The sequence below is a fragment of the Pseudomonas sp. TE9122 genome, from assembly GCF_056278925.1.
In genome coordinates, this window is sequence record NZ_JBWBQI010000001.1 from 5620032 (window position 1) to 5642900 (window position 22869).

Annotated in this window: 21 protein-coding genes and 1 tRNA gene; 15 read left to right on the forward strand and 7 right to left on the reverse strand. The window is 60.9% G+C overall.

What is annotated here, in order from left to right; all coding sequences use genetic code 11:
• Positions 1-5: 5 nt before the first annotated feature.
• The 3 genes from pgaB to pgaD are packed head-to-tail and all read left to right on the forward strand — an operon-like array spanning position 6 to position 3878.
• Positions 6-2003 carry a poly-beta-1,6-N-acetyl-D-glucosamine N-deacetylase PgaB gene (gene pgaB, locus ACZ9BE_RS25375; protein ID WP_476250063.1) on the forward strand — a complete coding sequence of 666 codons (1998 nt, stop codon included), beginning with the start codon at positions 6-8 and terminating at the stop codon, positions 2001-2003.
• Position 2004: 1 nt separating this feature from the next.
• Entirely contained in the window at positions 2005-3360 is a 1356-nt protein-coding gene (gene pgaC, locus ACZ9BE_RS25380; protein WP_460094396.1) for a poly-beta-1,6-N-acetyl-D-glucosamine synthase, read from the forward strand.
• Positions 3357-3878: a poly-beta-1,6-N-acetyl-D-glucosamine biosynthesis protein PgaD gene (pgaD, locus tag ACZ9BE_RS25385; protein ID WP_095181140.1), complete on the forward strand. Its 522-nt coding sequence runs from the start codon at positions 3357-3359 to the stop codon at positions 3876-3878. Before pgaC ends, pgaD begins: the two co-directional genes overlap by 4 nt.
• A gap of 110 nt (positions 3879-3988) precedes the next feature.
• On the opposite strand, the gene ACZ9BE_RS25390 is transcribed toward pgaD, so the two are convergent.
• Positions 3989-5512, reverse strand: coding sequence for an FAD-dependent oxidoreductase (locus ACZ9BE_RS25390; RefSeq protein ID WP_476250064.1), 1524 nt, complete (start codon positions 5510-5512; stop codon positions 3989-3991).
• Positions 5513-5651: 139 nt separating this feature from the next.
• Between ACZ9BE_RS25390 and ACZ9BE_RS25395 the strand changes: the two genes are divergently transcribed.
• Positions 5652-6212 (forward strand): YbhB/YbcL family Raf kinase inhibitor-like protein, encoded by a 561-nt coding sequence (locus ACZ9BE_RS25395; RefSeq protein WP_016772253.1) that lies wholly within the window; start codon positions 5652-5654, stop codon positions 6210-6212.
• Positions 6213-6258: 46 nt separating this feature from the next.
• On the forward strand, positions 6259-6528 hold the full coding sequence (locus ACZ9BE_RS25400; protein ID WP_016772252.1) for a hypothetical protein: 270 nt from the start codon (positions 6259-6261) through the stop codon (positions 6526-6528).
• A gap of 77 nt (positions 6529-6605) precedes the next feature.
• On the opposite strand, the gene ACZ9BE_RS25405 is transcribed toward ACZ9BE_RS25400, so the two are convergent.
• Positions 6606-6682, reverse strand: a tRNA-Arg gene (locus tag ACZ9BE_RS25405).
• 433 nt (positions 6683-7115) lie between these two features.
• Here ACZ9BE_RS25405 and gabD point away from each other — a divergent pair.
• From gabD to ACZ9BE_RS25420, 3 genes are all read left to right on the forward strand, one after another.
• Positions 7116-8558, forward strand: coding sequence for an NADP-dependent succinate-semialdehyde dehydrogenase (gene gabD, locus ACZ9BE_RS25410; protein ID WP_024011131.1), 1443 nt, complete (start codon positions 7116-7118; stop codon positions 8556-8558).
• 185 nt (positions 8559-8743) lie between these two features.
• The gene (gene gabT / locus ACZ9BE_RS25415; RefSeq protein ID WP_003220503.1) at positions 8744-10021 is read left to right on the forward strand and encodes a 4-aminobutyrate--2-oxoglutarate transaminase; all 1278 of its coding nucleotides are present in this window, start codon (positions 8744-8746) and stop codon (positions 10019-10021) included.
• Positions 10022-10155: 134 nt separating this feature from the next.
• Complete coding sequence (locus ACZ9BE_RS25420; protein ID WP_476250065.1) at positions 10156-11367, forward strand: HDOD domain-containing protein; 1212 nt, start codon at positions 10156-10158, stop codon at positions 11365-11367.
• A 136-nt stretch (positions 11368-11503) separates the two neighbouring features.
• On the opposite strand, the gene ACZ9BE_RS25425 is transcribed toward ACZ9BE_RS25420, so the two are convergent.
• Entirely contained in the window at positions 11504-12493 is a 990-nt protein-coding gene (locus tag ACZ9BE_RS25425) for a GGDEF domain-containing protein (protein ID WP_476250155.1), read from the reverse strand.
• Positions 12494-12689: 196 nt separating this feature from the next.
• Positions 12690-13874: a delta-9 fatty acid desaturase DesA gene (gene desA / locus ACZ9BE_RS25430; protein ID WP_041477431.1), complete on the reverse strand. Its 1185-nt coding sequence runs from the start codon at positions 13872-13874 to the stop codon at positions 12690-12692.
• A gap of 147 nt (positions 13875-14021) precedes the next feature.
• On the opposite strand from desA, the gene dibA reads away from it, so the two are divergent.
• The 6 genes from dibA (at position 14022) to ACZ9BE_RS25460 (ending at position 20399) form a co-directional block, all read left to right on the forward strand.
• Positions 14022-15941, forward strand: coding sequence for a phosphodiesterase DibA (dibA, locus tag ACZ9BE_RS25435; RefSeq protein WP_476250066.1), 1920 nt, complete (start codon positions 14022-14024; stop codon positions 15939-15941).
• 299 nt (positions 15942-16240) lie between these two features.
• A complete protein-coding gene (gene oscA / locus ACZ9BE_RS25440; RefSeq protein ID WP_041477433.1) occupies positions 16241-16423 on the forward strand; it encodes a sulfur starvation response protein OscA in 183 nt (60 codons plus the stop codon).
• A 139-nt stretch (positions 16424-16562) separates the two neighbouring features.
• Complete coding sequence (locus tag ACZ9BE_RS25445) at positions 16563-17576, forward strand: sulfate ABC transporter substrate-binding protein (RefSeq protein WP_476250067.1); 1014 nt, start codon at positions 16563-16565, stop codon at positions 17574-17576.
• 126 nt (positions 17577-17702) lie between these two features.
• Complete coding sequence (gene cysT, locus ACZ9BE_RS25450; protein ID WP_016772245.1) at positions 17703-18521, forward strand: sulfate ABC transporter permease subunit CysT; 819 nt, start codon at positions 17703-17705, stop codon at positions 18519-18521.
• A 12-nt stretch (positions 18522-18533) separates the two neighbouring features.
• Positions 18534-19406: a sulfate ABC transporter permease subunit CysW gene (gene cysW / locus ACZ9BE_RS25455; protein ID WP_041477435.1), complete on the forward strand. Its 873-nt coding sequence runs from the start codon at positions 18534-18536 to the stop codon at positions 19404-19406.
• Between the two features lie 3 nt (positions 19407-19409).
• Complete coding sequence (locus ACZ9BE_RS25460) at positions 19410-20399, forward strand: sulfate/molybdate ABC transporter ATP-binding protein (protein WP_056786991.1); 990 nt, start codon at positions 19410-19412, stop codon at positions 20397-20399.
• 82 nt (positions 20400-20481) lie between these two features.
• Here the strand turns inward: ACZ9BE_RS25460 and ACZ9BE_RS25465 are convergent, their stop codons facing one another.
• A complete protein-coding gene (locus ACZ9BE_RS25465; protein WP_476250068.1) occupies positions 20482-21006 on the reverse strand; it encodes an Mpo1 family 2-hydroxy fatty acid dioxygenase in 525 nt (174 codons plus the stop codon).
• A gap of 84 nt (positions 21007-21090) precedes the next feature.
• Here ACZ9BE_RS25465 and ACZ9BE_RS25470 point away from each other — a divergent pair, with 84 nt between their 5' ends.
• Entirely contained in the window at positions 21091-21768 is a 678-nt protein-coding gene (locus ACZ9BE_RS25470; protein WP_041477437.1) for a Crp/Fnr family transcriptional regulator, read from the forward strand.
• A gap of 159 nt (positions 21769-21927) precedes the next feature.
• Here ACZ9BE_RS25470 and uraH read toward each other — a convergent pair whose 3' ends face one another.
• Together uraH and ACZ9BE_RS25480 are read right to left on the reverse strand one after the other, a co-directional pair.
• Positions 21928-22338, reverse strand: coding sequence for a hydroxyisourate hydrolase (gene uraH, locus ACZ9BE_RS25475; protein ID WP_476250069.1), 411 nt, complete (start codon positions 22336-22338; stop codon positions 21928-21930).
• Between the two features lie 11 nt (positions 22339-22349).
• Entirely contained in the window at positions 22350-22835 is a 486-nt protein-coding gene (locus ACZ9BE_RS25480; protein WP_150637864.1) for a GlcG/HbpS family heme-binding protein, read from the reverse strand.
• Positions 22836-22869: the final 34 nt, after the last annotated feature.

Here is a 22869-nt window from a genome sequence, read left to right on the forward strand (position 1 = left end):
TGAAGATGCCTTTTATCTCGCGTTTCATCCTTCTGCTGGGAGCGCTGCTGGTCAGCGCCTGCGCCCAGCAAGCCCCCGCCTTCGCGCCGCCCTCCGAGCGCCCGGTCGCGGCCAGTGAACAACCGTGGCCAAAAAACCATGTGCTCGGCATTGCCTACCACGATGTCGAAGACCGTGATCCCGATCAGGCCGTGGTGGCGGTGCGCACCGAGCGCATGATCGAGCAACTCGCCTGGCTGCGTGAGAACGGCTACAAACCAGTGACCGTCGACCAGATCATGGCCGCACGCAAGGGCGGCCCGGAGCTGCCGGCGAGAGCGGTGCTGCTCAGTTTCGACGACGGTTACGCCAGCTTCTACACCCGCGTGCTGCCGGTGCTGCGCGCCTACAACTGGCCAGCCTTGCTGGCGCCGGTCGGCACCTGGATCGACACGCCGCTCAATCAACCGGTGGATTTCGCCGGCACGCCGCGTAACCGTGAGAACTTCCTGACCTGGCAGCAGATCCGCGAAATTTCCAAGTCCGGGTTGGTAGAGATCGCCGCTCACACCGATGCCAACCACAAAGGCATCCTTGGCAACCCGCAGGGCAACCTGCAACCGGCCGCCGCGACCCGGCGTTATGACCCGGTGACCAAGCGCTATGAATCCGAAGCCGATTTCCAGGCACGCATTCGTACCGACGTGAAGAACATTTCCGAGAAAATCCGCAAGGCCACCGGTTACAAACCACGGGTCTGGGTCTGGCCGTACGGCACCGCCGACGGTACCTCGCTGACCGTGGTCGGTGAGGAGGGCTATGAAATGGCCCTGACGCTGGACGATGGCCTCGACACCCTCGATAACCTGATGAGCGGGCCGCGCTTTCTCGTCGCGTCCGATCCTGATGGCGAGCATTTCGCCAACAGCATCGTCTCGGTGCAGGCCGAAGCGCCGATGCGCGTGGTGCATGTCGATCTCGACAACGTCTACGACCCGGACCCGGCCCAGCAGGACATCAACCTCGGCAAACTGGTGCAGCGCATGGCTGACCTGGGCGCCAGCACGGTGTTTCTGCAAGCCTTCGCCGACCCCAAGGGCGATGGTCTGGTGCATTCGCTGTACTTCCCCAACCGTCACTTGCCGATGCGCGCGGACCTGTTCGACCGCGTCGCCTGGCAACTGCGCACCCGTGCCCACGTGAAGGTCTTTGCGTGGATGCCGGTGCTGAGTTTCGAACTGGATTCGAAGCTGCCGCGTGTAACCCGCTGGGACCCGAAAACCGCCATCACCTCGGTCGATCCGAAGCAGTACAAACGCCTGTCACCGTTCAATCCGGAAGTGCGCAAGATCATCGGTGAAATCTATGAAGACGTGGCGCGGCTGACCTCGGTCGACGGCATTCTCTACCACGACGATGCGGTGCTCTCGGATTTCGAGGACGCCAGCCCGGATGCCCTGAAGGCCTATGCCGCTCAAGGTCTGCCGGGTTCGATTGCTGCGCTGCGCGACGATCCGGCGGCGATGCAACGCTGGACGCGTTTCAAGAGCCGCTACCTGATCGACTTCACCAACGAACTGACCGCCAAGGTCCGTGCGATTCGCGGCCCGCAAGTGCTGACCGCGCGCAACATCTTCGCCGAACCGATGCTCAATCCAGAGAGCGAAGCGTGGTTCGCGCAGAACCTCGATGACTTCCTCGCCACCTACGACTGGACGGCGCCAATGGCCATGCCGTTGATGGAAAAACAGACGCTGGCCGAGTCCGGCCCGTGGCTGGAAGAACTGGTCGCCACAGTGAAGAAACGCCCCGGCGCGCTCAACCGCACCGTGTTCGAATTGCAGGCGCGTGACTGGAACCAGAAGGATCAGGCCGATATCGACGCCGTGCATCTGGCGGACTGGATGGGCCGGCTCAAGCGTCAGGGCGCGACCAGTTTCGGTTACTACCCGGACAACTTCCTCGACAACCTGCCAGACCTGAAAACCGTAAGGCCTGCACTCTCCAACAAATGGAATCCATAACATGCTGGATAGACTGTTAGCCCTGCTTGTTCTGGCGATTGTCCTTGGCGTGCCGCTGGGGCTGATCTTCCTCGTGACCGGCCAGTTCCTGATGTCGTTCGTGTTCTTCTACCCACTGTTCATGTCCGGGTTGTGGATCGCCGGCGGCCTGTATTTCTGGCTGCACTGGGAGCGCCACTGGCCATGGCAGGACGACACGCTGCCGCCGCCGCTGGAAGGCGAACCGCTGATTTCGATCCTGATTCCTTGCTACAACGAAGGTGATAACGCTGCCGATACCATCCACGCGGCGCTGGCCCAGCACTACCCGAACATCGAAGTCATCGCGATCAACGACGGCTCCAAGGACAACACTGCTGCTGTGCTTGATGCGCTGGCCAAGGAAGATCCGCGACTGCGGGTTCTGCATCTGGCGGAAAACCAGGGCAAGGCTGTAGCCCTGCGCATGGGCGCGATCGCTGCGCGCAGCGAGTATCTGGTGTGCATCGACGGCGACGCCTTGCTGGCCCCAAACACTGCGGCTTACCTGGTCGCGCCGATGCTGGATAACGCACGTCTTGGCGCAGTGACCGGCAACCCGCGCATCCGCACGCGTTCGACCTTGATCGGGCGGGTGCAGGTCGGCGAGTTCTCTTCGATCATCGGTCTGATCAAACGCACGCAACGGGTGTTCGGGCGCATCTTTACCGTCTCCGGCGTGATCGTCGCGTTCCGCCGTACTGCGCTGAACCGGGTCGGCTACTGGAGCCCGGACATGATCACCGAAGACATCGACATCAGCTGGAAGCTGCAACTCGATCACTGGAGCATCTTCTACGAACCGCGCGCCCTGTGCTGGATCCTCATGCCGGAAACCCTCGGTGGCCTGTGGAAGCAGCGTCTGCGCTGGGCTCAGGGTGGCGCCGAAGTGCTGTTCAAGAACATTCGGGGCATCTGGCAGTACCGCCATCGCTACCTGTGGCCGCTGCTGTTCGAGTACTGCCTGTCCACCGGTTGGGCGTTCACTTTCCTGCTGTCGGTGATTTTCTGGGGCATGGGCAAGTTCATGGTCATGCCCGACGCGATCGCCGTCGATCACCTGATGCCGCCGGCCTTCACCGGTCTGTTGCTGGCGTTCGTCTGCCTGGTGCAGTTCGCTGTCAGCATCATCATCGATCGGCGCTATGAACCGGGTCTGGGCAAGACCATGTTCTGGGTGGTCTGGTATCCGTTGGTGTTCTGGCTCGTCAGTCTGCTGACCACCCTGGTCAGTTTCCCCAAGGTGTTGTTCAGCCAACACAAAAAACGCGCGCGCTGGGTCAGTCCTGATCGGGGTATCAAACCGCTGGGCGACGACCAGGAGGAAGTCATCAAATGAAAATTATCCGCACTCGCCAACGGCCCTTTCTGGTGGTGATCGACGTGATCCTCACTGTCCTGGCCTGGGTTGGCCTGCTGTTCCTGCTGGTACGCGGGTTATGGCCATTGATCGAAACCACCGGCGGCCCGCGCATCGATCATTCGGCATTCGACGCCTTGGGCACTTTGCAGGTTTATATGTGGGTGGCGCTGGTCAACGCGGTGATCCTGATCGGTTGGGCGCGTTACCAGCAACGCAAAAGCCGCAGCTTCGCCCAGCGCCGTTTGCCGTCGCCGGTAATTGGTGATGAAGGTCTGAGCAAGAGTTTCAAGTTGTGCGACGAGCGTTTCCAGAAACTGCGCACGCCGGGGGTGATGACCATTCATAACGATCAGGACGGCGACATCAGCCATGTGGAAACGCATTTCTGGCCGTTACAGCAGCAGGCCTTGCCCGCGCCGCTGGGGCAACAGCGGGTGATCTTTCTGCATGCCGATGAAGATGACAATCGCGAGCCGGTGAACCGGCTGACGTGACCTCCACTGTAGGAGCTGCCGAAGGCTGCGATCTTTTGATTTTGCTTATGTAAAAACAAGATCAAGAGATCGCAGCCTCGTTGCACTCGTCAGCTCCTACAGGACCGGTGTCAGGCCTGAATCAGCGTCCAGGCCTCTTTGATCCGCAGAGGTTGCTTCATCCGCTCGGCCAGCAGCGCCATCGCGCGTTGCTTGTCGCAGGCCACCGCCGCAACAACGATGCCGTCTTTTGCGAACAGGCCAATGAATGGCGGCTGTTCCGGCTCCCCGTTGAACTCGACCTCGTCCCATTCTGCAGCGTGACCGAGATAGTCGTAGTTCTTGCCGAAGTGGTACGTCCAGAAAAACGGCACATCCAGATAATGCTCCTCGTCACCCAGCATGTTGCTGGCGGCGATCCGCGCGTGTTGCTGGGCCAGGCGCCAATGCTCGATGCGAGTTGGCTGGCCGCTCAGCGGAAACGTGGCGATATCACCGATGGCCCATAAACCATCGCTCACGCGCATGCCGTCGTCGACACGCAACGATTGGTCTTCTTCCTTGGGCAATGATTCGAAAGGTTCAGTGGCCGGGTGAACGCCGACGCCGGCGAGAACCAGATCCGCTGCCAAGCGCAGACCGTTGTCGAGCAGCACGCCCTCGACCTTGTCCTCGCCAAGGATCTGCGTAGCCTCGTGTTCGCTGATGAACTTCACCCCGTGCTCTTCGTGCAACCCGCGAATCGCTTTGCCCACCGCTTCGCCGAACTGCTTGGCGAACGGGATTGCATGGCGTGCCAGCACGGTGACGTCCAGGCCGAACTCGCGCAGGGCTGACGCGCATTCGAGAGCAATAAAACTGTCGCCGATGATGACCGCGCGCTGGCCCGGTTGAGCGGCGTCGATGATCTGTTCAGCTTGGGCTTTCGAACGCAGGACGAAGACGTTGGCCAACTCGGCACCAGGCAGCTTCAACGGATTGGGCGCGCCACCGGTGGCGAGTACAGCGGCGTCGTAGCGCAGGATGCCGCCGTTGTTCAGATGGAGTGCTTTGCCTGGGGCGTCGAGTGAAGTCACTTCGCCTTGCACACGTTCAATCCGTTGCGCTTGATAGAACGCCTCATCGCGCAGCGGCGGGACATCTTTGGGCGACATTTCTCCGGCGAGGACAAATTTGCTCAACACCGTGCGGTCGTATCCGGCACCCGGTTCGCCATCGACCAGCACGATGCGCCCGCCAAAACCTTTCTCCCGCAGGGCCGCCGCGCAAGCCGTACCCGCCGCCCCGGCGCCGACCACCACGAACGTTCTTGGGTCGTCAGCGGGCGGGGTGTGCGGATCGGGCAACGGCTGGTCATCGACCCACACTTCATCGCCGCGCAACTCCAGCGGATAGCGCTTGAGACTGTCCAGCGACGGCGGCTCGCACAGGCCACCGTCCTCGGCGCGGTACGCGGCTTTGTGCCAAGGGCAAATCAACCTTCCGTGACACAACGCACCCTCGGCCAGTGGCGCACCGGCGTGTGGACACAGGCCCTGAAACGCTCGCAACTCGCCGTTGGCACGCAGCAGGACGATCTTGCAGTCGCCGATTTCGACTTGCAGGCCACGGTCTTGCGGGACATCGGCGAAACGGGCGACACGGTGCAGGGACATTTTCGGGTTCCTCGCAGGCATTTCTCTTGTGAGTTGGCGGCGCCGCGCGAGGTTCAGCCATTTGCTACTGCCAAGGCACGAACGGTACGGCTATAGTTTGCGGGCCGACGACGGCCTCACTGCACAAGGTGCTCCCGGAATGACCCGATTGACCTCTCTCAACCCATGGCTGGCGGCCATCGCCGTGACCCTTTGCGTGCAGTTCCCGGCACAGGCCCAGGAGCGCTTCACCCTGAGCATCCCCGGCGTGTCGGATAACCGTCTGTTCACCTCGGCAGCGGCAAGTGACGCACCCGGCTGCGGCGGCAAGAACCAGTCGCCGGCGCTGAGCTGGAACGCCGGCCCGGCCGGTACCCAGAGCTACGCCATCGTCATGCACGACCCGGATGGCCAGAAAGGCTTGGGCGTCGATCACTGGATTCACTACGGCATCAAACCCACCACCCACCAGATCGCGGCCGGCGTCGGTGCCAAATCCGCCCTCGAAGGCGTCGGCGGCACCAACAGCAAAGGCAACACCCATTACATGGGGCCATGCCCGCCAGTGGGCGACAGCGCGCACCACTACATCATCCAGATCTACGCCCTCGACCTCGCTCCGGACGCCCTGCCTGCCGGCCTGACCCGCGCCGAGCTGATGGAAAAAATCAAAGGCCACGTGCTGCGTAACAGCAGCGCGGTGCGGCGTTATCACCGCTGAGGTTCGGCCGCTCCCGGGCGGCTGATTGCCCTGAATCCCCAGCCATTTGGCATTGCCCCGCGAAAACGCGCACTATCGAGCCATTGCCAATGCGCTGGAGGACACCGTGGCAGCAAAAATCGACCGCATCGCCCAGCTACTCAACTGCCCGGAAAAGGGCGAACAAATGCGGCGTGCAGTAACCGAGACACGTAAGGAGTTTCTGCTGAATCAGCCGGAAGAAGACCTCGTTGAAGAAGACGAGGTATTTGACGAGGCTGAGGAGGAGGGGGATGACGACGATGAATATGACGAGTTTGACTGGACGACGGAGTGACGGCGTTCCAGCGATCTTGCCATCGCCCACAAAAAAGCCCCGGACCATCACAGTCCGGGGCTTTCTCGTTTGATTCATGGTGCACCAGGCGGGATTCGAACCCACGACCCCTGCCTTCGGAGGGCAGTACTCTATCCAGCTGAGCTACTGGTGCAGCGGGCGACATCATACCTAGGTCGGCTCGGGGCGTCCATGCCGGGTTTGGCGGGTTTTGTCAGTGTGCGTGTCGGCGCAAAATCGCTGCATTCCTTAAAGCGGTAACGTCCTGCAAAACCCTCGCTTGGCGCTTCGTCGGGGTTGATCTAAGGTTTTTCCTGCGGCATGGGTATTGTGTGCGTTGATCTGAAAAGCGGCATTTTTGTTCTTTTTTTCGAACGACCTATTGTCCTTTACCCCCTTTGAACCTACGATCCGTTTGAGATTTCAAACGCTCTTTGGCGGGATGTTGCAGCGCAGGTGCGCCCGGTCGTGCACTGTTGATGCGCCACAATCCGCTCACTGATTTCCCTGACGGCAGCCTTGCGAGGCGCCTTTCTACAATCATAATTTGCTCCGCGCAGGCCGCGGTGCTGTTAAGGAAAGCCGACATGCAGCTTAAAGACACCCAGTTGTTCCGCCAGCAAGCCTTCATCGATGGCGCTTGGGTCGATGCCGACAACGGTCAGACGATCAAGGTCAACAACCCGGCAACCGGCGAAATCCTCGGCACCGTGCCGAAGATGGGCGCCGCTGAAACCCGCCGTGCCATCGAGGCCGCCGACAAGGCGCTGCCGGCCTGGCGTGCACTGACCGCCAAAGAGCGTGCCGGCAAGCTGCGTCGCTGGTTCGAACTGATGATCGAGAACCAGGACGACCTCGCGCGCCTGATGACCCTCGAGCAAGGCAAGCCGCTGGCCGAAGCCAAGGGCGAAATCGTTTACGCCGCATCGTTCATCGAGTGGTTCGCCGAGGAAGCCAAACGCATCTACGGTGACGTGATTCCAGGCCACCAGCCGGACAAGCGCCTGATCGTGATCAAGCAGCCGATCGGCGTCACCGCTGCGATCACTCCGTGGAACTTCCCGGCAGCAATGATCACTCGCAAGGCCGGCCCGGCGCTGGCCGCTGGTTGCACCATGGTGCTCAAGCCGGCATCGCAAACTCCGTTTTCCGCTTTCGCCCTGGCCGAACTGGCTCAGCGCGCGGGCATTCCTGCGGGCGTGTTCAGCGTGGTCTCCGGCAGCGCTGGCGACATCGGCAGCGAGCTGACCAGCAACCCGATCGTGCGCAAACTGTCCTTCACCGGCTCGACCGAAATCGGTCGCCAGTTGATGGCCGAATGCGCCAAGGACATCAAGAAAGTCTCGCTGGAACTGGGCGGCAACGCGCCGTTCATCGTGTTCGACGACGCCGATCTGGATAAGGCCGTCGAAGGCGCGATCATCTCCAAATACCGCAACAACGGTCAGACCTGCGTCTGCGCCAACCGTCTGTACATTCAGGACGCGGTCTACGATGCGTTCGCCGAGAAGCTGAAAGTAGCTGTGGCCAAACTGAAGATCGGCAACGGTCTGGAAGACGGCACCACCACCGGCCCGCTGATCGACGAAAAAGCCGTGGCCAAGGTTCAGGAACACATCGCTGACGCCGTGAGCAAAGGCGCCACCGTATTGGCGGGCGGCAAGGCGATGGAAGGCAACTTCTTCGAGCCGACCATTCTCACCAACGTGCCGAAAAACGCGGCCGTGGCCAAGGAAGAAACCTTCGGTCCGCTGGCGCCGCTGTTCCGCTTCAAAGACGAAGCCGAAGTGATCGCCATGTCCAACGACACCGAATTCGGTCTGGCCTCGTACTTCTACGCACGTGACCTGGGCCGTGTGTTCCGTGTCGCCGAAGCGCTGGAATACGGCATGGTCGGCGTCAACACCGGGCTGATCTCCAACGAAGTCGCGCCATTCGGCGGCATCAAGGCTTCGGGGCTGGGCCGTGAAGGCTCCAAATACGGCATCGAAGATTACCTGGAAATCAAATACCTCTGCCTGGGCATCTAAGCCGGGAAAGGGATCGCTGCAAACGCAAAGGGCACGAGAGCGCTGTCCCTTTGCGTGGTTTCAAACAGGAATTTTCTCTGCGGCCGGGAACGCCGTGGCAGTCGATCATCGCATGCTGCCACCGCCGATTCCTCCCGCTTCATCCTTGAACCACGCCGCCCGATGAGCGGCGAATGAGGACTGTAATGAGCAAGACTAACGCTGAACTGATGGCCCGTCGTACCGCAGCTGTTCCACGTGGTGTTGGCCAGATTCACCCGATCTTCGCCGAGTCGGCAAAGAACGCCACAGTGACCGACGTTGAAGGTCGTGAGTTCATCGACTTCGCTGGCGGTATCGCTGTACTGAACACCGGCCACGTACACCCGAAAATCATCGCCGCCGTGACTGAACAGCTGAATAAGCTGACCCACACCTGCTTCCAGGTGCTGGCCTACGAACCGTACGTTGAGCTGTGCGAAAAAATCAACGCCAAGGTGCCGGGTGATTTCGCCAAGAAAACCCTGCTGGTCACCACCGGTTCCGAAGCGGTGGAAAACGCCGTGAAGATCGCCCGTGCCGCCACTGGCCGCGCTGGCGTGATCGCTTTCACCGGCGCTTACCACGGTCGCACCATGATGACCCTGGGCCTGACCGGTAAAGTCGTGCCGTACTCGGCGGGCATGGGCCTGATGCCAGGCGGCATCTTCCGCGCGCTGTACCCGAACGAACTGCACGGCGTGAGCATCGACGATTCGATCGCTTCCATCGAACGCATCTTCAAGAACGACGCCGAGCCGAAAGACATCGCTGCGATCATCATCGAGCCAGTGCAGGGCGAAGGTGGTTTCTACGTCGCGCCGAAGGAATTCATGAAGCGTCTGCGCGCTTTGTGCGACCAGCACGGTATCCTGCTGATCGCTGACGAAGTGCAGACCGGCGCTGGCCGTACCGGCACCTTCTTCGCTATGGAACAGATGGGCGTTGCCGCCGACCTCACCACATTCGCCAAGTCCATCGCTGGCGGCTTCCCGCTGGCCGGCGTGTGCGGCAAGGCCGAGTACATGGACGCCATTGCGCCGGGCGGCCTGGGCGGCACCTATGCCGGTAGCCCGATCGCTTGCGCCGCTGCACTGGCCGTGATGGAAGTGTTTGAAGAAGAGCAACTGCTGGACCGTTGCAAGGCTGTCGGTGAGCGTCTGGTCACTGGCCTGAAGGCGATTCAGGCCAAGTACCCGGTGATCGGTGAAGTGCGTGCGCTGGGCGCAATGATCGCGGTCGAGCTGTTCGAAAACGGCGACAGCCACAAGCCGAACCCGACTGCCGTGGCCGCTGTGGTGGCCAAGGCGCGTGACAAGGGCCTGATCCTGCTGTCCTGCGGCACTTACGGTAACGTGCTGCGCGTGCTGGTTCCGCTGACTTCGCCCGATGAGCAACTGGACAAAGGTCTGGCGATCATCGAAGAGTGCTTCTCTGAGCTCTGATCCGTTGGTGTGACTAGCTCGACAAAAACCCGCTTCGGCGGGTTTTTTTCGTCCCTTGAAACACATCGGACCTGTTTGCGCTGTATCGAATCGCCAGCATTGGCTAAGGTTCAGACATTGCAAGGAGAGCGCGCATGACTGCCGTTGATTTACCCGCCGTACCTCGGGTGTTGATTGCCGAGGCCGATCCCTGGTCCCGTGACCTGCTCAAACAAGTGCTACTCAATGTGCGCTGCGATGCGCGTCTGGATTTGTGTGCCGATGGCCAGCAGGCAATGTCGTTGCTCAGCGAGGTGCCCTATGACTTGGCCATCGTCGATTGGGAGCTGCCCGGCATCGATGGATTACAAGTGCTGCGCAGCGTCCGGCAGCGCAAACGCAATCCGCCGCTGCCGTTCATTCTGACGAGCAGCCGCAACGACAGCGCCAGTGTGCGCGAAGCGATTCCGCTGGCGCCGACGGCGTACCTGACCAAGCCGTTGAATATGGAAGACCTGACCGAGCGCTTGCAGGGGTTGCTGCTCAACGCTGGCGAAGCGGTGGTTTGCGAAGTGCCGGCACTGGCGCCGGGCATGACGCTCTCGGTGTTCCTTGAGCGGCGTCGCGAGCAGGCCGATGGCGCGCCGTTGATGACCGACGTGCAAGTGGCGGTCAAGCGTAGCCTCAATCCCGAAGGGCTGGACCTCAAGTTGCTGGAGGAAGAGGTCCGCACCGATCCGCAGATTACCGCCGTGCTGATCGCAGCCGCCAACAGTGCCGCGCAACACTACGGCGCGCCGGTGCAAACCCTGGCCCAGGCGCTGCACCGACTCGGCACCGGGCAGAGCATGAACCTGATTCTCGGCCTGGCGCTAAAACGCAGCGCGCGGCTCAGCGATCCATGCCTGGCGGATTACGCCGAGCGCTATTGGGGACTGTCCCTGCACACTGCGGAATACGCCCGTACGCTGGCGCGCCTGCTCGATCTGGATCAGGAGCGCTGCTATTGCGCGGGCATGCTGCATCGGCTCGGCGATCTGGCGCTGCTGCGCTGCTTGCAGGAGTGGCAACAAGCCGGCGGCGAGCTGGACGAGCTGGAGGAGGTCGGTGAAGCGCTGGAAAAATTTGGCGCGTCTTATGGCTCGGCGTTGCGCACTCGCTGGCGCCTGCCGCTGGAGTTGCGCGAGTTGATTGCTTCGGCCTACCAGCTCGGTGGTGGCGTTTACAGTCGCGAGGCGCTGGTGATGCACATGGCGGCGCAGATGGCGCGGCTGACCGAGCATGAAGGCGTAGAGGAACTGGCGAAGAGCCGGACGGCGCGGTTGCTCAAGATCGGGCTGCCGGAGTTGCTGCGGATGCGCAAGTAAATCAGAACACGACAATCACTGTGGGAGCCGGCTTGACCGCGAAGGCGCCAGCGCAGGCAACATTTTTGTTGAAAGTGCGGGCCTCATCGCGGGCAAGCCCGCTCCCACAGGAATTGCGGCAGCCACAAAATACGGATCAGGCCGCAATAATCCGGTTCTTGCCCTGCCGTTTCGCCTCGTACATCGCCGCATCCGCGCGGGCGAACAGGCTGTCCAGGCTCTTGTCTTCGTCGGTGAGGTTGGTCAGGCCCTGGCTCACGGTGATGCTGAATGCTTGCCCGTTGTGGTTGAAGCGCAGTCGCTGGATCTCCTGCTGCAGTCGCTCTGCCACTTGCACGGCCATCTCCGGCGCACAGCCGGGAAACACCGCAGCGAACTCCTCACCACCAATCCGCCCGAACAGATCGCCACGGCGCAATGAGCCGCGCCCGCATTCGGCGATCCGTTGCAGCACGTTGTCGCCCTCGGGGTGGCCGTAGCTGTCGTTGATCACTTTGAAATCGTCGATGTCCAGCAGCAGGAAGGCCAGCGGTGTGCCTTGGCGGCGGGCCTCAGCGAACTCGCGGTGGGCACATTCGAAGAAGTGGCGGCGGTTGCTGCTTTGCGTCAGCACATCGGTGGTGGCCAAGCGTTGCAGCTCGGTTTCCATGTGTTTTTTGTCGGTGATGTCTTCGGCGATGCCGACGATGATCACCGGCTGCCCGGGCTCGTCCTGGCGATTGATAAAGCATTTGTCGCTGAGCCAGCGCACCTGGCCGTCGGCGGCAATGATGCGGTACTCGCGATCTTCCACCGCACCTCGGTGCAGGACTTCGGCAAGGCTTTGTTCGGCATACTCCAGATCATCGGGATAAATGCTGTCACGCCACTGGTTGTAGTCAGCCAGCACAAGCGCGGCGGAACGGCCGAAGATCCGTTCATAGGCCGGACTGACGTACAACACCTGTCGGGTTTCCCAGTTGAAAGCCCAGAGCACGGCGTTGACGCTGACCAGCAGCGAACTGATCAATTGTTCGCGCTCGCTCAGGCGCGCGACTTCGCCTTGCGCGTGCATCAGCGCCATCAGCGTTTGCGCGGCCTCGGGCCAGTGGGTGAAGGATGTGTCTTTCTGGTTGTTGTTGACCATCGGCACAAATCTCAAAGGGCGCGCCGCAATGTCGACAACGGCCACAGGACAGCCCGCCGGGATGGCGAAGTGTCATTGAGATAGGTGATTTTCGGCGAAGTTCCCGGCCATTACCGAGTCCCGCCGGGCGGTGGCGGGGGTGGAGCTGACGAGTGCAATGAGGCTGCGATCGTTGAGATCACGGCCTCGTTGCCGGTCAGGCAGTCGCAGGACGCAGCGAGTAGGTTTTCAGTTGATCAGCAAAATCCCGCAACGACTGGATGCCACTGGCCTCGGCCTCGTGAATCCATTCCTTGATGGCGGCCAGCATGTCGTGACCATTGGAACTGGTCTTGACCCAGATCTGCTGCAAAGCCAGGCGCTTCTCGTAGATCACTTTCAACGCATGGCTGTGTTCGAGCATGGTCTGGATGCGCAAGTGATGACGGTCTTCCAGCAGGCTGGTTTCCCGCGACAGCAGGCGTTTGGCCCGGTGGAACTGGTGACGCACCGAATGGTCGACCTTGGCCAGTTCTTGCTTGACCAGCGGGCCGATCACCAATTTGCGGTACTGGGCCATGATCTGGAAGCGGTTGTTGAGGATCGCCATGGCGGTGTCCATGTCCAGGCTGCCCTTGCCTTCGACGCGGTGGGCAATCGGTGCGACCCGCTGCACCTTGGCCAGGCGCAGGAAGCAGAAGACCTTGATCCACGCCCAGCCGAGGTCGAATTCCCACTTCTTCACCGACAGCTTGGCCGAGTTGGGGTAGGTGTGATGGTTGTTGTGCAGCTCTTCGCCGCCGATCAGGATGCCCCACGGCACCAGATTGGTCGCTGCGTCACGGCATTCGAAATTGCGATAGCCGACGGCATGGCCCAGACCGTTGATCACCCCAGCGGCCCACACCGGAATCCACATCATCTGGATTGCCCAGATGGTGATACCGATGGTGCCGAACAGCAGCAGGTCGATCACGCCCATGATCGCCACGCCCAGCAGCGGATAGCGACTGTAGACGTTGCGTTCGACCCAGTCTTCCGGGCAGTTCTTGCCGTAGATGCGCAGGGTTTCCGGGTTCTGCGCTTCGCTGCGGTACAGCTCGGCGCCGGTGCGCAGTACGGTGGACAGACCCTTGATGACCGGGCTGTGCGGGTCATCCTCGGTTTCGCATTTGGCGTGGTGTTTGCGGTGGATGGCAGTCCACTCGCGGGTGTTCTGCGCCGTGGTCAGCCACAGCCAGAAACGGAAAAAGTGCTTCAGACCCGCATTCAGCTCGAGCGAGCGGTGGGCCGAGTAACGGTGCAGATAGACCGTGACGGCGACAATCGTCACATGGGTCATCAGCAGGGTGACCGCGACCAGTGACCAGGCCGACAAGCCAAGAAAACCTTCGTACCACATAGGCTATAGGGCCCTCGATAAAGATAAAAACAGCCGTTGCATTATCACTAAGCACACAGATAAAACCAGTCGCCCTTTCAGATAAGAAGTCGCTGAATGTTTCTTCACCTATAATTCCAACCTTTTTGTAGGGACATGGACGACCGAATGTCTGCGACTTACCGCGATGCCTTGCGTGCAGCGCTGCTCTACCTCGTACTGGCCGCCCTGTGGCTGCAAGTTTCTGATCATTTATTAAGCAGATTCTTCGATGACTCCCGTGAGCTGACCCATTGGCAACTGATCAACGGTTATCTGCTGGCGACGATCAGCGCCGCGCTGATTTTCCTCGCACGGGCGCGGCTGTGCGGGTTTCTCGGCATCGGCGCGCATTTGCGCGAGCGCCACACCGACCGTGAGCGTCTGCGTCAGGCGGCCGCCGTGTTCGACTGCACTCGCGAAGGGGTGCTGGTTACCGACCACCGGGGCCTGATCGTCCACGTCAATCGCGCCTTTATCGAGATCACCGGTTATCGGCGCGACGAGGTCATCGGCCAGCAGCCCAGTCTGTTCAAGTCCGGCCATCATCCGCCGGGCTTCTATCAGGCGATGTTCGCTACCCTCGAGGCTGAAGGTGAATGGAGCGGCGAGATCTGGAACCGGCGCAAGACTGGCGAGATTTATCCACAGTGGCAAACCATCCGGGTGATTCACGATGATTCCGGCCGGCTCAGCCATTACGTGGCGGTGTTCTCCGACATCAGTGCGATCAAGGATTCCGAGTCCGAGCTCAAACACCTGGCGCATCACGATCCGTTGACCGATCTGCCCAATCGCCTGCTGTTCAGCGACCGCGCCGAACAGGCATTGTCTTCCGCGCAGACGCACAAGCGTGGCTGCGCGCTGCTGATGCTCGATCTGGATCATTTCAAGATGATCAACGACAGCCTCGGGCATAACGTCGGCGATCGGTTGCTTAAAGCGGTGGCGACGCGTTTGCAGGAACTGTTCGGCCACGGCATTACCTTGGCGCGGCTCGGCGGTGACGAGTTCGCGGTGCTCGCGGAAAGTTGTCCACAGCCGGCCCAGGCTGCCGCGCTGGCGCAACGGACTCTGGACGCCTTGAAGGAGCCGGTGCTGGTAGATGGCAATCAACTGTTCATCAACGCGAGCATCGGCATCAGCCTGTTTCCCAGCGATGCCCTCAGCGCCGAGCAGTTGTTACGCAACGCCGACAGCGCGCTGTTCAAGGCCAAAAGCAGCGGGCGCAATGGCTACGCGCTGTATACCGAAGAGCTGACCGCCCATGCCCAGCAACGGGTCGAAATCGCCTTCGAACTGCGCCGCGCACTGGAGCAGGAGGAACTGCGCGTCTACTACCAACCGGTGCATGACTTGCAAAGCAGCCGTCTGGTTGGCGTCGAGGCACTGGTGCGTTGGCAGCATCCGCAACGCGGTCTGGTGTCACCGGCAGAATTCATTCCGATTGCCGAGCGCACCGGGCTGATCGCCGAGATCGATGCCTGGGTGATGCAGCAGGCTTGCCGACAGATGTGCCAATGGCAGCAGAGCGGTGTGGTGCTGGCGTTCGTCGCGGTGAATGTCTCCTCGCGGCTGTTTGCCCGACGTGAGCTTTACCAGCAGGTAGCGCAGGTGCTGCACGACACGGGGCTGGATCCGGCGTATCTGGAACTGGAAGTCACCGAAAGCGCGGTGATGGACGATCCCGAAGTGGCGCTGGAACAGATGCATCGCTTGCGCGAGCTGGGTGTGCGTCTGGCTATTGACGATTTCGGCACTGGCTATTCGTCGCTGCTGCGGCTCAAGCGCCTGCCGGTGCAGAAACTCAAGATCGATCAGGGCTTCGTCGCCGGGTTGCCGTGGGATGAAGATGACATGGCGATTGTCCGGGTGATCATCGCGCTGGCCCGCAGCATGGGCATGCAGGTCCATGCCGAAGGGATCGAGCAGGCTGAGCAGGCGGCATTTCTGTTGGCGCAGGAATGCGATCTGGGGCAGGGCTACTGGTTTGGGCGGCCGGTGTCTGCGGATCGGCTTGATTGGGCGAAAACGCCAATGATTGGCTGAATAAGCCTATATGGCTAACACCGATCCTGTGGCGAGGGGATTTATCCCCGTTGGGTCGCGAAGCGACCCCAGAAAAACGGGACTGCTGCGCAGTCCAACGGGGATAAATCCCCTCGCCACAAGTTCTCTTGACGATTTCAAATCAGCGCAAACCCCTTGCCCTCTCTCATATTGTTTTCTGGTTATATAAACATTCTTAAATAGTCTTTTTAAGAATATCCGTGCCTCTCTTATATTGCTCCCACGCCGAACGCAGTGCCGCCCACTGCCAGGCAAATCCCCTTCAAAGGAGCAGCACCATGAGCGCATCCCTTCGCAGCGTTGACGGTCAGGACGAAGCCACGATCTTGCGTGAAATCCAGAGTGCCCTGCGCGATCTGCGGTTCGGCGCGGTGGAGATCACTGTGCACAACGCGCAAGTCGTACAGATCGAACGCAAAGAGAAATTTCGTTTGCAGCAACCCGGTAAGCAACCGGGCTGAGATCAAAAGATCGCAGCCTTCGGCGGCTCCTAAAGGGGGCTGCGTGCAGGAGCTGGCGAAGGCGGCGATCTTTCAACGCGATCCGATTCCAGCAATACATAAGAAAAAGCCATCACCAAGAATTCCAGGAGCTTTCACCATGTCGTCGATTCGCCGTTACGCTCTGGCCGCGCTGGTCAGTGCCGTGTTTGCCGGTTCCGCCGTTGCCAAGGATTACGAGCTGCTCAACGTGTCGTATGACCCGACGCGGGAGCTGTATCAGGAATACAACGCCGAATTCATCAAGTTCTGGCAGAAGGACCATGCCGGCGACACGGTGAAAATCCAGCAGTCCCACGGTGGCTCGGGCAAGCAGGGCCGTGCGGTGATCGACGGTCTGCGTGCTGACGTGGTGACCCTGGCCCTGGCCGGTGACATCGATGAAATCGCCAAGCTCGGCAAGAGCCTGCCGGCCGACTGGCAGAAGCGTCTGCCGCAAGCGAGCACGCCGTACACCTCGACCATCGTGTTCCTGGTGCGCAAGGGCAACCCGAAAGGCATCAAGGACTGGGGCGATCTGGTCAAGAACGATGTCTCGGTGATCACGCCAAACCCGAAAACCTCGGGTGGCGCGCGCTGGAACTTCCTCGCCGCGTGGGCCTATGGCTTGAAAGCCAACGGTGGTGACGAAGCCAAGGCGAAGGAATACGTGCAAACCCTGTTCAAGCACGTGCCGATCCTCGACACTGGCGCCCGCGGTTCGACCATCACCTTCGTCAACAACGGTCAGGGCGACGTGTTGCTGGCCTGGGAAAACGAAGCGTTCCTGGCGCTGAAAGAAGATGGCGGCGCAGACAAGTTCGACATCGTCGTGCCGTCGCTGTCGATCCTCGCCGAACCGCCCGTGGCGGTGGTCGACAAGAATGCCGAGAAGAAGGGCAACGCGCAGATCGCCGAAGCCTACCTCAAGCATCTGTACAGCCCGGCCGGTCAGGAAATCGCCGCGAAAAACTTCTATCGTCCACGTGACAAGGACGTAGCGGCCAAGTACGCCCAGCAGTTCCCGAACCTGGAACTGGTGACCATCGACAAGGACTTCGGCGGCTGGAAATCCGCGCAGCCGAAATTCTTCAACGACGGCGGCGTGTTCGACCAGATTTATCAGGCGCAGTAATCTCGCCTTCAACCGGCCTGATGTCTGGGCACATGACATGTGGGACTGAGCTTTTGTGGTGAGGGGATAAATCCCCTCACCACAGGGCTCGCTCCCACATTGATGCGTTTTCAACCAGGGACTTTTATGTCGCGTCGTATCTCCCCCGTCATACCCGGCTTCGGGCTGACGCTGGGTTACACCTTGGTGTACCTCAGCCTGATTGTGCTTATCCCGCTGGCGGCGATGTTCGTCCACGCCGCCCAGCTGACCTGGGATCAGTTCTGGACGATCATCTCCGCACCGCGGGTGCTGGCGGCGTTGAAGCTGAGCTTCGGTACCGCGCTGTGTGCGGCGATCATCAACGGCATCATCGGCACGTTGCTGGCCTGGGTGCTGGTGCGCTACACCTTCCCCGGGCGCAAGGTGATCGATGCGATGATCGATCTGCCGTTCGCCCTGCCGACCGCTGTGGCCGGTATCGCGCTGACCGCGCTGTACGCGCCGGCCGGGCTGGTCGGGCAGTTCGCTGCCGATCTCGGTTTCAAAATCGCCTACACCCCACTGGGCATCACCCTGGCGCTGACCTTCGTCACGCTGCCGTTCGTGGTGCGCACGGTGCAACCGGTGCTGGCCGATATTCCCCGTGAAGTCGAGGAAGCGGCGGCGTGCCTGGGTGCGAAGCCATGGCAGGTATTTCGCCACATTCTGGTTCCGGCACTGCTGCCCGCCTGGCTGACCGGTTTTGCCCTGGCGTTCGCGCGTGGCGTCGGCGAGTACGGATCGGTGATTTTCATTGCCGGCAACATGCCGATGAAAACCGAGATCCTGCCGCTGCTGATCATGGTCAAACTCGACCAATACGATTACACCGGCGCTACCGCCATTGGCGTATTGATGCTGGTGGTTTCCTTCATCCTGTTGCTGCTGATCAACTTGCTGCAGCGGCGCATCGAAACCCCATAAGGAGGCGCGAACATGTCCCAATCGTCCATTGCGGCCGCCTCTTCGGCCAACGCTGCGCGCCGTGGCAGCGCCACTTCGCGCAGAGTCCTGATCGGTCTTGGCTGGCTGATTTTTTTCCTGTTTCTGCTGCTGCCGTTGTTCATCGTCGTATCGCAAGGTCTGAAAAACGGTCTCGGCGCGTTCTTCACCGCGATCTTTGAGCCGGACGCGCTTTCGGCACTGAAACTCACCGTATTCGCGGTGCTGATTTCGGTGCCGCTGAACCTGGTATTCGGCGTCAGTGCGGCATGGTGCGTGAGCAAATACTCGTTTCGTGGCAAGAGCATGCTGGTGACGCTGATCGACCTGCCGTTCTCGGTGTCGCCGGTGATCGCCGGTCTGGTCTACGTGCTGATGTTCGGTGCGCAGGGCCTGTTCGGGCCGTGGCTGCAGGATCACGACATCCAGATCGTCTTCGCCCTGCCGGGCATTGTGCTGGCGACGATTTTCGTCACCGTGCCGTTCGTGGCCCGTGAACTGATTCCGCTGATGCAGGAACAAGGCACCCAAGAGGAGGAAGCCGCGCGCCTGCTCGGTGCCAATGGCTGGCAGATGTTCTGGCACGTCACCGTGCCGAACATCAAGTGGGGCCTGATTTATGGCGTGGTGCTGTGTACCGCGCGGGCCATGGGCGAGTTCGGTGCGGTGTCGGTGGTTTCCGGGCACATTCGCGGGGTGACCAACACCTTGCCGCTGCACGTCGAGATCCTCTACAACGAATACAACCACGTGGCCGCGTTCGCCGTGGCGAGCCTGTTGCTGATCCTGGCGCTCTTCATCCTGCTGCTCAAGCAGTGGAGCGAAAACCGTATCAACCGCCTGCGCGCCAGCGCCGCGGAGGAATAATTCATGTCGATCGAAGTGCGTAACGTCAGCAAGAATTTCAACGCGTTCAAGGCGCTGGACAACATCAGCCTGGATATCCACAGCGGTGAGCTGGTCGCGCTGCTTGGTCCGTCGGGCTGCGGCAAAACCACCTTGCTGCGGATTATTGCCGGTCTGGAAACCCCGGATCAGGGCAACATCGTTTTTCACGGCGAGGACGTTTCCGGCCACGATGTGCGTGATCGTAACGTCGGTTTCGTCTTCCAGCATTACGCCTTGTTCCGCCACATGACGGTGTTCGACAACGTCGCGTTCGGCCTGCGGATGAAACCGAAAAACCAGCGCCCGAGCGAAAGCCAGATCGCCACCAAGGTTCATGAACTGCTGAACATGGTGCAACTGGACTGGCTGTCGGATCGCTACCCGGAGCAGTTGTCCGGTGGTCAGCGTCAGCGTATCGCTTTGGCCCGTGCCCTGGCGGTGGAGCCGAAAGTGCTGCTGCTGGATGAACCGTTCGGCGCCCTCGATGCCAAGGTGCGCAAGGAACTGCGGCGCTGGCTGGCGCGGCTGCACGAAGACATCAACCTGACTTCGGTGTTCGTGACCCACGACCAGGAAGAAGCGATGGAAGTCGCCGACCGCATCGTGGTGATGAACAAGGGTGTGATCGAGCAGATCGGCTCACCGGGCGACGTCTACGAAAACCCGGCCAGCGATTTCGTCTATCACTTCCTCGGCGATTCGAACCGCTTGCTGTTGAGCGACGACAACCACGTGCTGTTCCGCCCGCACGAAGTGTCGTTGTCCAAGCATGAGCTGGAAGATCACCATGCCGCTGAAGTGCGCGATATCCGGCCGTTGGGCGCGACCACGCGGGTGACGTTGAAGGTTGAGGGGCAGACGGATTTGATCGAGGCCGAAGTGGTGAAAGACCACGACAGCCTGATCGGGTTGGCCAAGGGTGAAACCCTGTTCTTCAAGCCGAAGGTCTGGCAGAAAGTCGCCAATATTTAAAGGCAAAAGCTTCGCGAGCAGGCTCGCTCCCACAGGGAAAACTCATTCCAAATGTGGGAGCGAGCCTGCTCGCGAATACGATCTAGACAGCAGCGTGATTCGGATTGACCCGCACCATCCCCGCCCGCAACTCGATCTCTTGTTTCAATTCCTGCCGCATCCCGACCATGAACGCCAACTCGGCCACGACAAACAACGGCCCGACAATCAGCCCCGACATATCATCGACAAACGCCGGTTTGCGCCCTTCATAGTGATGCCCGACAAACTGGATCACCCAGCCGATCACGAACATCGCCAGGCCGCTGCTCAGCCAGACCATGGTGCTCTGCTGCGCCAGTGCATGCCCGGCCCACACCGACAGCCCCATCAGTACTGTCATCAACACGCCAAGCTTCAACTCCAGACGCAGGTAAAACCACGCCGAGGCCAGCGCCACCACAACGGCTGGAGATATCCACAGCCCGCCCAGCTCCCACTGCGGCCGTGACAGCAGGACAGCCACCGCCACCACGATCAGCGGAATGCCGATAAAGTGGCTGGCAATGTTGCGCGGGTCGCGGTGGTAGGCGGCGTATTGACTGAGGTGGTCGACGAGGCTTTTCATTGTTGTTCCTCCAGTGGGGTTGAATGCATCATCCCTCGGTATCCGCGTTCGCTCTGTCGGGCAGGCGACACTCCAGGAGTGGTTATGCAAATTCGTGCACGGTTGCTCAGCGGCCAGTGGTTCAGTCATTTGCCTGCATCTTTTCAGGATAGCCTGCTGGCGCTGGCTCGGGAGCGGCGGCTGACGGCGGGACAACGACTGTTCCAGCGTGGCGATGCGCCGTGCGGTCTGTATGCAGTGCTCGATGGCGCCGTGCGCATTGGCGCGGTGAGCGAGCAGGGCAAGGAGGCCTTGCTGAGTCTGGTGGAGGCGCCGCACTGGTTCGGCGAAATCTGCCTGTTCGATGGCCAGCCTCGCACTCACGATGCCTATGCAGTCGGGTCGTGCACCTTGCTGAATGTTCCGCAAGCGGCGTTGCTCAAATTGCTCGACGAACAGCCGCAGTACTGGCGGCATCTGGCGCTGTTGATGAGCCACAAATTGCGCCTGGCCTTCATCAATCTCGAACAGCTGAGCCTGCTGCCAGCCCCGGCGCGTCTCGCCCATCGGCTGCTGATGATTGCCGAAGGCTACGGCGAACTCGACGCACCACGCCGGACGCTGCAACTGCCGCAGGAGCAGCTGGCGGCGATGCTGTCGCTGTCGCGGCAGACCACCAATCAGATCCTCAAGGATCTGCAGGGGCAGGGGATTATCGGGCTCGCATACGGCGAAATCGAAATTCTCGATGCGGTGAGATTGCGTGCCTTGGCCACGATCTGAAAACTGAAACCGATCCAATGTCGGAACTGGCACCTGTGGCGAGGGGATTTATCCCCGCTGGGGCGCGAAGCGGCCCTGAAAAAGGCACTGCTGCGCACTCCAGCGGGGATAAATCCCCTCACCACAAAGGCTCACTCCTACGAAGGATCTGCGTTTGGATTACGAACCGCGATAGGTCGAGAAACCGTACGGGCTCAGCAGCAGCGGGATGTGGTAGTGCTGATCGGTCTGCTTGACCTGGAAGATCACCGGAATTTCCGGGAAGAACGTCTCGTGCTTGATCTTCTGGTAGTACTCGCCGGTCTTGAACACCACGCGGTATTCACCGGCTTCGAATGGCTGTTTGGCCGGGAACAGCTCGGCGATCCGCCCTTGCTCGTTGGTGGTGCCTTTGGCCAGTGGCTGCCAGTTTTCGCCGACGTGTTTTTCCAGGGTGACGTTGATGCCCGGTGACGGCAGGCCGTTTTCCAGGTTGAGCACGTGCACGCTCAGCGGATTGCCGGCGGCCAGCACCAGGCTGGAAACAGCGCTCAGGCTGAGCGCGGCGAGGGTCATGCGCAGGGTGGTCATGGTGGATCTCCTTAGTGGGAACGGGTGATGGTCAGGCCGGCTTTGTCGGCGGCGGCGCGGGCGCAGTTTTCGTCTTGCTCACCGCCGCCGGAACCGGCCACGCCCATGGCGCCGACCAGTTCGCTGCCGGCGAACAGCGGAATGCCGCCGCCGAGCAAGAGCAATTCATCGAGGGTGTTGAGGTTGGCGGTTTCCGGGTTGCTGCGGGCGCGCTCGGCGAACAGCCGTGTCGGCGTCTTGGTCGACAGCGCGGTGTAGGCCTTGCGTTGGCTGGCGGCGGTGTTGTGCGGGCCAACGCCGTCACCACGCAGAGTCACCAGCAGGTTGCCGCCACGGTCGAGCACCGACACCGTGCCGGTGCAACTGCTCATCGCCTTGTCCGCCAGCCAGCGTGCGGTTTTCAGGTCGAGATCGGCGTGGCGCAGCAGTTCTGGCGTGGCACTTGCAGCGCCGCTGAGGCCGAGGATCAGGCTGGCGACAAGGTATTTGACGGTCATGTGCAGGCTCCGAATGGGAAGGTCTGCACCTTAA